The sequence below is a fragment of the Streptomyces anandii JCM 4720 genome (genome assembly GCF_014650655.1).
Lineage (GTDB): Bacteria > Actinomycetota > Actinomycetes > Streptomycetales > Streptomycetaceae > Streptomyces > Streptomyces anandii.
In genome coordinates, this window is sequence record NZ_BMVJ01000032.1 from 5,825 (window position 1) to 15,844 (window position 10,020).

7 protein-coding genes and 1 pseudogene are annotated in these 10,020 nt (G+C 71.3%); 2 read left to right on the top strand and 6 right to left on the bottom strand.

Annotation, left to right across the window (positions count from 1 at the left end; all coding sequences use genetic code 11):
- The 4 genes from dapB to rpsO all read right to left on the bottom strand — a co-directional run.
- On the bottom strand, positions 1-636 hold a 636-nt coding region (gene dapB, locus IE249_RS32950; RefSeq protein WP_229859784.1), incomplete at its 3' end, for a 4-hydroxy-tetrahydrodipicolinate reductase.
- A gap of 75 nt (positions 637-711) precedes the next feature.
- Positions 712-2,091 (bottom strand): M16 family metallopeptidase, encoded by a 1,380-nt coding sequence (locus tag IE249_RS32955; RefSeq protein ID WP_189710789.1) that lies wholly within the window; start codon positions 2,089-2,091, stop codon positions 712-714.
- Entirely contained in the window at positions 2,088-4,307 is a 2,220-nt protein-coding gene (locus IE249_RS32960) for a polyribonucleotide nucleotidyltransferase (RefSeq protein WP_189710791.1), read from the bottom strand. Before IE249_RS32960 ends, IE249_RS32955 begins: the two co-directional genes overlap by 4 nt.
- Positions 4,308-4,648: 341 nt before the next feature.
- The gene (gene rpsO, locus IE249_RS32965; protein ID WP_004982702.1) at positions 4,649-4,936 is read right to left on the bottom strand and encodes a 30S ribosomal protein S15; all 288 of its coding nucleotides are present in this window, start codon (positions 4,934-4,936) and stop codon (positions 4,649-4,651) included.
- A gap of 327 nt (positions 4,937-5,263) precedes the next feature.
- On the opposite strand from rpsO, the gene IE249_RS32970 reads away from it, so the two are divergent.
- Entirely contained in the window at positions 5,264-5,527 is a 264-nt protein-coding gene (locus IE249_RS32970; protein ID WP_189710793.1) for a DUF397 domain-containing protein, read from the top strand.
- Between the two features lie 57 nt (positions 5,528-5,584).
- On the opposite strand, the gene IE249_RS32975 is transcribed toward IE249_RS32970, so the two are convergent.
- Both IE249_RS32975 and eccD read right to left on the bottom strand, forming a co-directional pair.
- Positions 5,585-7,039, bottom strand: a complete 1,455-nt coding sequence (locus tag IE249_RS32975) for an outer membrane protein assembly factor BamB family protein (RefSeq protein WP_229859785.1) — start codon at positions 7,037-7,039, stop codon at positions 5,585-5,587.
- Between the two features lie 125 nt (positions 7,040-7,164).
- Positions 7,165-8,679: a type VII secretion integral membrane protein EccD gene (eccD, locus tag IE249_RS32980; protein ID WP_189710795.1), complete on the bottom strand. Its 1,515-nt coding sequence runs from the start codon at positions 8,677-8,679 to the stop codon at positions 7,165-7,167.
- A gap of 340 nt (positions 8,680-9,019) precedes the next feature.
- Between eccD and IE249_RS39260 the strand changes: the two are divergent.
- Positions 9,020-10,020 (top strand): annotated as a pseudogene (locus tag IE249_RS39260) (type VII secretion protein EccC); the annotation flags it as partial.

Below are 10,020 nucleotides of genomic sequence, written 5' to 3' on the forward strand. Positions count from 1 at the left end.
CACGGTGAGGGTCTCGCCCTCGCCGCCCAGCAGGACCTCCTGATGGGCGAGGAGGCCGCGCAGGCGGACGGCGTGGACGGGCACCCCGTCGACGTTCGCGCCGCGGGCGCCGTCCAGGGCGGTGACGGTGGCGTCCGGCGCGGGCGCCGAGCCCGCCTTGGCGCGGGCCTCGGCGATGAGCTGGGCGGTGCGCGTGGCGGTGCCGGAGGGGGCGTCGACCTTGTTGGGGTGGTGCAGCTCGACGACCTCGACCGACTCGAAGTACGGCGCGGCGATCTGCGCGAACTTCATGGTCAGCACGGCGCCGATGGAGAAGTTCGGGGCGATGAGGACACCGGTCTCGGGAGACTGGGCAAGCCACCCCCTGAGCTGGGCGAGGCGCTCGTCGGTCCAGCCGGTGGTGCCGACGACGGCGTGGATGCCGTGCCGTACGCAGAAGTCGAGGTTGCCCATGACCGAGGCGGGGGTGGTCAGTTCGACGGCCACCTGGGCACCGTTCTCGGCGAGGGTCTCCAGCTTGTCGCCCCGGCCGAGGGCGGCGACCAGTTCCATGTCCTCGGCGGCCTCGACCGCCCGTACCGCCTCGGACCCGATCCGGCCCTTGGCACCGAGGACCGCCACGCGCAGCTTGCTCATCTCTTGCTTCCTTACGACCGGAGGGCCGACCGTCGACCGGGGGTGACGGCCGGCCCGGGTGGTTGACCGAAGGGCTCAGGCGACCGTCTCGTGCAGCCGGGCCGCCTGTTTGTCCTTGAGCGGGCCGATGACCGACAGCGACGGGCGCTGTCCCAGGATGTCGCGGGCGACCTCGCGGACCTCGTCCGGGGTCACCGCGGCCATCCTGCCCAGCATGTCGTCGACGGAGATCTGCTCGCCCCAGCACAGCTCACTCTTGCCGATACGGTTCATCAGCGCACCCGTGTCCTCCAGGCCGAGGACCGTGGACCCCTGGAGCTGGCCGATGGCGCGGCCGATCTCGTCGTCGGACAGGCCGTGCTCGGCGACGTGGTCGAGCTCGTCGCGGCACAGCTTCAGCACGTCGTGCACCTGGCTCGGGCGGCAGCCGGCGTACACGCCGAAGAGGCCGCAGTCGGCGAAGCCGGAGGTGTAGGAGTACACGCTGTAGGCCAGGCCGCGCTTCTCCCTGACCTCCTGGAACAGGCGGGAGGACATGCCGCCGCCGAGTGCGGTGTTGAGCACGCCGAGGGCCCAGCGCCGGTCGTCGGTGCGGGCGAGGCCGGGCATGCCGAGGACGACATGGGCCTGTTCCGTGCGGCGGTTGAGCAGGTCGACCCGGCCCGCGGTGCGCAGCCTGCGGCGGCCGTCGCGGGGCGCGATCGGCTCGGCCTCGGCGCTCTTGAAGGCGCCGGCCTTCTCGAAGGCGGCGCGGACCTGGCGTACGACCTTGTGGTGGTCGATGTTGCCGGCGCAGGCGACCACGAGGTGGGTGGGGTCGTAGTGCTTCTTGTAGAAGCGGCGGATGCGGTCCGCGGTGAGGGCGTTGACCGTGTCGACGGTGCCGAGGACGGGGCGGCCGAGGGGGGTGTCGCCGAACATGGTGTGCGCGAACAGGTCGTGCACGCAGTCGCCCGGGTCGTCCTCGGTCATCGCGATCTCCTCGAGGATCGCGCCGCGCTCGACGTCGACGTCCTCCTCGCGGATGAGCGAGCCGGTGAGCATGTCGCAGACGACGTCGATGGCGAGCGGCAGGTCGGTGTCGAGCACGCGCGCGTAGTAGCACGTGTACTCCTTGGCGGTGAACGCGTTCATCTCGCCGCCGACCGCGTCCAGCGCGGAGGAGATGTCCAGGGCGGACCTGCGGGAGGTGCCCTTGAAGAGCAGGTGCTCCAGGTAGTGCGTCGCGCCGCCGAGGGCCGGGGTCTCGTCGCGGGAGCCGACGTGCGCCCAGATGCCGAAGGTGGCCGAGCGCACGGAGGGCAGGGTCTCGGTGACGATGCGCAGGCCTCCGGGGAGGGTGGTCCTGCGGACCGTGCCGATGCCGTTCTGCCCCTTGATCAGGGTTTGGGTACGGGCGACGGCCCGCGCCTCCGAGGAGGTGCGGGCCGTCGCCCTGAAGCCACGGGACGTCACTTGTCCGCGTCGTCCTTCTTGTCGTTGCCGTCGTCCTCGCCCTCGATCACGGGGACGAGGGAGAGCTTGCCGCGGGAGTCGATCTCGGCGATCTCGACCTGGACCTTCTGGCCCACGCCGAGCACGTCCTCGACGTTCTCCACGCGCTTGCCGCCGGCCAGCTTGCGGATCTGCGAGATGTGCAGCAGACCGTCCTTGCCGGGCAGCAGGGAGACGAACGCGCCGAAGGTGGTGGTCTTCACGACCGTACCCAGGTAGCGCTCGCCGACCTCGGGCATCGTCGGGTTGGCGATGCCGTTGATCGTGGTGCGGGCGGCCTCGGCGGAGGGGCCGTCGGCGGCGCCGATGTAGATGGTGCCGTCGTCCTCGATGGTGATCTCGGCGCCGGTGTCCTCCTGGATCTGGTTGATCATCTTGCCCTTGGGGCCGATGACCTCGCCGATCTTGTCGACCGGGATCTTCACGGTGATGATCCGCGGCGCGTTGGGGGACATCTCGTCCGGCGTGTCGATCGCTTCCATCATCACGTCGAGGATGTGGAGGCGGGCGTCACGGGCCTGCTTGAGGGCGGCGGCCAGGACGGAGGCGGGGATGCCGTCCAGCTTGGTGTCGAGCTGGAGGGCGGTGACGAACTCCTTGGTGCCGGCGACCTTGAAGTCCATGTCGCCGAAGGCGTCCTCCGCGCCGAGGATGTCGGTGAGGGTGACGTAGTGCGTCTCGCCCTCGATCTCCTGGGAGATCAGGCCCATGGCGATGCCGGCGACCGGGGCCTTCAGGGGCACACCGGCGTTCAGCAGCGACATGGTGGAGGCGCAGACCGAACCCATCGAGGTCGAGCCGTTGGACCCGAGGGCCTCGGAGACCTGGCGGATCGCGTACGGGAACTCCTCGCGCGTGGGGAGCACCGGCACCAGGGCGCGCTCGGCGAGGGCGCCGTGGCCGATCTCGCGACGCTTGGGCGAGCCCACGCGGCCGGTCTCGCCGGTGGAGTACGGCGGGAAGTTGTAGTTGTGCATGTAGCGCTTGCGGGTCACCGGGGAGAGGGTGTCCAGCTGCTGCTCCATGCGGAGCATGTTCAGGGTGGTGACGCCCAGGATCTGGGTCTCGCCACGCTCGAACAGGGCGGAGCCGTGGACCCGCGGGATGGCCTCGACCTCGGCGGCCAGGGTGCGGATGTCGGTGACACCGCGGCCGTCGATGCGCTTCTTCTCCTTGATGACGCGCTCACGGACCAGGGTCTTGGTCAGCGAGCGGTACGCGGCGGAGATCTCCTTCTCGCGGCCCTCGAACTCGGGCAGCAGCTTCTCGGCGGCCAGGCCCTTGACGCGGTCCAGCTCGGCCTCGCGCTCCTGCTTGCCGGCGATGGTGAGCGCCTGGGCGAGCTCGGGGCGGACGGCGGCGGTGAGCGCCTCCAGGACGTCGTCCTGGTAGTCGAGGAAGATCGGGAACTCGCCGGTCGGCTTGGCGGCCTTGGCGGCGAGGTCCGACTGGGCCTTGCAGAGCACCTTGATGAAGGGCTTCGCGGCCTCCAGACCGGCGGCGACGACCTCCTCGGTGGGCGCCTCGGCGCCGCCCTTGACGAGCTGGATGGTCTTGTCGGTGGCCTCGGCCTCGACCATCATGATCGCGACGTCGCCGTCCTCCAGGACACGGCCCGCGACGACCATGTCGAAGACGGCGTCCTCGAGCTCGGTGTGCGTCGGGAAGGCGACCCACTGGCCGTTGATCAGCGCGACGCGGACGCCGCCGATCGGGCCGGAGAAGGGCAGGCCGGCCAGCTGCGTGGACGCGGACGCGGCGTTGATGGCCACGACGTCGTACAGGTGGTCGGGGTTGAGCGCCATGACGGTGCAGACGACCTGGATCTCGTTGCGCAGGCCCTTCTTGAAGGAGGGGCGCAGCGGGCGGTCGATGAGGCGGCAGGTGAGGATGGCGTCCTCGGAGGGGCGGCCCTCACGGCGGAAGAAGCTGCCGGGGATCTTGCCGGCGGCGTACATCCGCTCCTCGACGTCCACCGTCAGGGGGAAGAAGTCGAGCTGGTCCTTGGGGTTCTTGGAGGCGGTGGTGGCCGACAGCACCATGGTGTCGTCGTCCAGGTACGCCACGGCGGAGCCGGCGGCCTGCTTGGCCAGGCGGCCCGTCTCGAAGCGGATGGTGCGGGTGCCGAAGGAACCGTTGTCGATGACGGCTTCGGCGTAGTGGGTCTCGTTCTCCACTAGCGTTTTCTCCTCGTCCTCGTCCCTCCAGGCCCGTGTGGCCGGGGGACGGTGGCGGAGAAGCGCTCCGTCTGGTGCGGGCCGGTCTTCGATCGAAGCACCCGGGGCTCGCTTCCCCCCGGGGGCCACTACCGAGGACCGGCGGCGGCGAGGTGCGCTTCTCCTCGTTCTGTGTCGTCGTTCTTCGTCGGTGTGCGACGTACGGCGTCGTTCTTCGTCGGCGTACGTATGCCGTTGTGCTACCACACTACAAAGCGTGAGTGACACTCCGCACGTTCGTCGCACGTACGGCAAAGGGAGCGGCTCCCGATACTGCCGGGAACCGCTCCCTTCACGGCGTCCTACTTGGCGCCCGCCGCACCGCGGCGGATGCCGAGGCGGTCGACCAGCGCACGGAAGCGCTGGATGTCCTTCTTGGCGAGGTACTGCAGCAGTCGGCGGCGCTGGCCGACCAGGATCAGCAGACCACGACGGGAGTGGTGGTCGTGCTTGTGGGTCTTGAGGTGCTCGGTCAGGTCGGAGATCCGACGGGACAGCAGAGCGACCTGGACCTCGGGGGAGCCGGTGTCGCCCTCCTTGGTACCGAACTCGGAAATGATCTGCTTCTTCGTGGCGGCGTCGAGCGACACGTGTGACTCCTCTTGGTCTGAGACTGGCCTCCGAGTGCCCCCGGTCTTCATCTCGGGGGAGCTTCCACGACTCGTGAGGCGGTGGTCCGCCGGGGCGCGGCCTCCAGGGCTCGCAGTTTCCTGCGGGGGCTCCGGGGGTGCGTACACGAACGGCCGTCACACAGCGTACCAGGCGGTGGCGGTCCGGTTTCCCCCGCTCCGGCCAGGGCCGCGGGGCAGCGGACGGGACTACTAGGGTGAGCGCCGTCAGCGGGTACGTACGCCGGGGGCCGGGAGCCGGGAGGCCGGGGGCCGGGAGCCGGGGAGTCTGGAAGGGGTCGCTGCGGCATGGCGGAGACGGAAGCCGAGATCAAGGCACGCAAGGAGCGCGAGCGCGACGAGCTGTACGCCCTCGACATCTCGGGCGTGGAGTGGCTGTGCGCGCCGGGGACGGAGCAGCACGAGGAGCGCGTCGAGATCGCCTACCTCCCCGGCGGCGCCGTGGCCATGCGTTCGTCCCTCGACCCGTCGACGGTCCTGCGCTACACGGAGGCGGAGTGGCGGGCCTTCGTACTGGGCGCGCGGGACGGCGAGTTCGACGTCGAGGTCTGATGCGAGAGGTGTGAGGAGGAGGGGGGCACGCGCGCGTGCCCCCCTCCTTCTCGGAGGTCACTTCTTGGCGGCGGCGAGGCTCTCGAGTCCGAGGACCAGCCAGTCCCAGCGCTTCTGCTTGCTGTCGGCGGGCCCGTCCGCGGACCGGGCGCCGAAGAACAGGCGGCCGTTCTGCACGAGGACGTCGCTGAGGTCGGGGGTCGCCAGTGTGTAGCCCTCCGTGGGCACCGCGAAGTAGAAGTACGGCGTCTCCCTGCCCGTCTTCGGGTCGAGGCTGACCAGCGCCGAGGGCGAGATGTGGTCGTCGCTCTCGCGCAGGGCCATGAGCTTGTCACCGCTCATGCGCAGCGGATACAGCAGCGCGTTCGGGCCGGACTCGAACTTCCTGGTGGTGTTCCCGGTCGCCAGGTCGAAGCCGATGACCCAGTTCGAGTTGTGCAGGCCGCCCGCCTCCTTGCTCCTGAGGAAGACCTGGTCGTCGCTGACCGGGATCGTCTGGCAGTCGTCGAAGACGACGTAGTCCGTCTCGTCCATGCACTCGCCGACGTAGAAGCTGTTGCGCAGCGAGATCGTGGTGCGCCTTCGGCCGTGGTCGTCGAGGGAGATCAGCTCGGTGAACTCGGTGTCGCCCGCCGAGACGGCGAGGACGGCCGGATCGGTGGACGGAACGCGCACGTCCCTGATGCCCGCCGCGGGCGCGTACGTCCACAGCGTGCGGCCGGTGCGGGGATCGACACTGCGGACCTTGTAGACGAGTGCCTTCCAGGAGGTGGCCGGCTGCTTGCGGTCGAGGCACTGCACCCGGAAGAGCAGGGCTCGCCCGCCGGCGGCGCCCGTGTCGCGGCAGTCGCCCGTGGCCCCGGTCCGCCACAGCCGCCGCCCCGAGTCCATGTCGTAGGCGTCCGAGCCCTTGCCCCAGGTGACGGCGACGGTGCCGTGGACGAGGGTCACGCTCGGGTCGTCGTAGGCGCTGTTGCGCAGGGGGAAGACGTGGTCCCAGAGCTTCTGGCCGTCGTCCAGGTCGACGAAGGTGACGTGGTTGCAGGCGGCGTGCCTGTCGTCGCTCGACCGGGACAGCACGGCGGTGCGGTTCTCACCGGTGACGTGGCGGGTGTAACCGCAGATGAGGCCGGAGAGCCTGAGCCGCCACACCTCGTCGTGCGGTGAGGCGTCCGTGCCGATCCGGAAGCCCGCGAGCGTGCTCTTGATGCCCTTGGCCAGGATCTTGTCGGTGGCCCACATGCCGGGCATGTCGTCGTGCTCGCCGGGGCTCATGTCGTCGATCGAGAAGCGGAAGCCCATGACGCCGACGGTGCTGGCGGGCGGTTTCTCGACCGTCTCCCGGACGTCGAGGCGGCCCTGGCCGGACGCGACGGGCTTGTCGTCCCTCTGGTCCGGTTTCCCGTCGCGCAGGGCCAGACCGGCCACGACGAGGGCGGCCACGACGGGCACCGCGAGGAGGCCCCACAGCCGTTTTCTGCGGCGCTTCCTGCGCTGGTCCTCGGCTGTCACCGCGGACTGCGTGTATATGGAGGGCGGCGGGCCGAAGCTCACGCGGAAAGGTCCCTTCGTCGCACGGGGCGGGTGGGCCTTCCGTGCGTGGTGTTGTGGGTGGGGGTGCCCGGCTGGTCCGCCGGTCAGCTCGTCAGGGAGCGGACGGTTGTGTAGACGTTGAAGACGGCCAGGGTCAGGGGGACCAGGGTCAGCAGGACGAAGCCCTCGGCGATCTCCATGAAGCGGCCCCAGAAGGGGCTCAGGCCGCTGCGCGGCACGATGAGGCCGATCGCGGTGACGAGGGCGGCCGCCGCCGCGATCGCCGCGACGAGCCAGATCGTCCGGATGTCCAGGTCGCCGCGGTCGCCCCGCAGCGCCTGCAGCACGTAGGCGCGCGGCGGGTTGAGGGCCAGGCCGAGGCCGAGCAGGACCAGGGCGGCGAGGCCGGCCGCCAGCACGGGGGCGACCTGGGCGGTGTAGCGGAAGAGCTGGGCACGTGTCAGCAGGGCGAGGCCGGTGGCGAGGGCCAGCAGCTGGGCCCACACGCCGTCGGAGAAGCCGAGGACGGCCGAGGCGCCGACCGCGGTGATGGCGCAGCCGCCGACGAGGCCGACGAGGAGTTCGTGGCCGCGGCGGGCCTGGGCGGCGATCCGCTCGGCGTCCACCGGCCGGGCGGCCTCGGGCTCGGCGCCGTACGGGGAGCGGGCGGAGCCGCTGGGCGGGTCGAAGCCGATCGGCAGGCGGGCGAAGCGCATCGACAGGCCGGGCAGGAAGGCCAGCGCGCCCACCGCGACCGGTGCGCACAGCGCGGCCGTCTCGGCGGGCGTCCAGTGGGCGAGGATCGCGGTGAACACCGCGAGCACGCTGATGGCGGAGGCGGCGACGAACGCCACGAACGGGCCGTCGCCGCTCGGCGCGCACAGGGTGAGGACGACCGAGGCGAGCAGCACCGCCGCGCAGGCGAGGAGGAACTGCAGCTTTCCGATGCCCTGGCCGTCGGTGAGCGGCAGGAGTCCCGATCCGCCGACCCCGACGCCTGGCAGGGCGCCGAGCCCGAGGGCGACGGCGAAGGCGCGGTCGTCGTAGACCCGGGCCCGTACGCAGGCGAGGACGACCAGGAGCAGTCCGGTGACGCCGGCGAGGATGCCGGGCAGGCTGTGCATGTCGTGCCGCGGGTCGGCGGTCCAGGCGACGAAAGCGAGCAGGGCCGGCAGCACGCCACCGCCGACGAGCCCGGCAGCGCGCGTCAGGTCGCCGCTCCACAGGGTGTGCTCGCGGGTGACGGCGGAGGCGACGGCGTCGGAGACGTCGTCGAAGACGGCGGGCGGCAGGGACTGCGAGAAGGGCCGCAGGGTGAGCAGTTCGCCGTCGAGGATGCGCTGCGCGGCGAAGGACCGCGCGCTGTCGAGGACGGTGCCGTCGCGGCGTACGAGGTGGTAGCCGACCGGGGCGCCCTCGGCGGGGCTCTGCCGGGAGAGCCGGAGGATCTCCGGGTGGATGTCGGCGACCGGGACGTCGTCGGGCAGGGCCACGTCGATCCGGCTGTCGGGCGCGACGATGGTGACCCGGCAGAAGCCGAGCCCCGTGCCGCCCCCGGAGGGCGCTCCGGTACCGGGACCGCCCGTCCCGGTGGCCGCCGCGGACGCGGTGATGCTCACCTGCTGCTCCCCCTCAGTGATGGTTCTGCGACTGCGATGTGAAGGTCCTGCGCCTTTTGCCCGGCCCGCGCCGCCGCTGGTGCGGCCGTACGGCCGGGAAGGGCGCCGACCGGCCGGGACCGGGGCGCCGTACCGCTCCGCATCGCGCGGAATGCCCCGATTTCCAGGCCTGTTCCGCGTGTGCTCACGCGAACATCCGGCACCCTACCGCCCCTTGGTCCCCGGTGAAGTCAGTAGGATCACGCGGCGGCCTGCGTCCCCCGGCACGGGGCGGCGGCGTCCGCCTGACACGGGGTGGCGGACGGGTAGTTACGGGGCCCGGCTAGAGAATTGGTGAGCAGTGAGCCACATCGTCGTCAAGCGTCCGCCGCGGGCGCTGCCGTCCGAAGTGCCCACGGAGGAAGTCGTCCTGCAGCCGCCGCCGGAGTTGCCGCGGGGGCATCAGGAGAGCGTGCTGATGCAGTTGCTGCCCACGCTCGGCATGGGCGGTTCGGTGGTGTTCTTCTTCACCAACGGCCAGCCGTTCATGAAGATCATGGGCATGGTGATGATCGCGTCGACGGTGGCCATGTCGATCGCGATGGTGGTCCGCTTCCGGCGGGGCTCCCAGGGGCAGTTGGCGGATCTGCGCCGCGACTACCTGAGTTATCTGTCCCAGACGCGGAACACCGCTCTGGACACCGCGCGCAAGCAGCGCGACGCGCAGTACTACCTGCACCCCTCCCCCGACCAGCTGTGGGCCCTGGTGGCCGAGGGCAGCCGGGTGTGGGAACGGCGGCCGGGCGACGAGGACTTCGCCCAGGTGCGCGTCGGTCTCGGGCCGCAGGCCCTGGCGACCGAGCTGGTCGCCCCGCAGACGGGCCCGGTGGACCAGCTGGAGCCGCTGACGGCGGGCGCGATGCAGCGCTTCCTCGCCGTGCACGGCACCCTGGAGGACCTGCCGATGGCGATCTCCCTGCGGGCATTCCACCACGTCACCGTCAGCGGTGAGCCGCGGTCGGCGCGCGCGACCGCGCGGGCGCTGACCGGATCGCTGGCCGCGCTGCACTCCCCCGAGGACCTGATGCTCGTCGTGGCCGCGGGCCGCGACGCCCTGCCGCACTGGGAGTGGGTCAAGTGGCTGCCGCACGCGCAGGCGCCCGGTGCGGTGGACGGGGCGGGCAGCCGCAGGCTGATCGGCGGTGACAGCCGCGCGCTGGAGGACCTGATCTCCGCCCGGCTCACCGGCCGCCCGCGCTTCCACCCGGGCGCGGCGCCGCTCACCGACCAGCCGCACGTCGTGGTCGTGCTCGACGGTCTCTCGCTGCCGCCCGACTCGGTGCTGGCCGTCGCGGAGGGCCT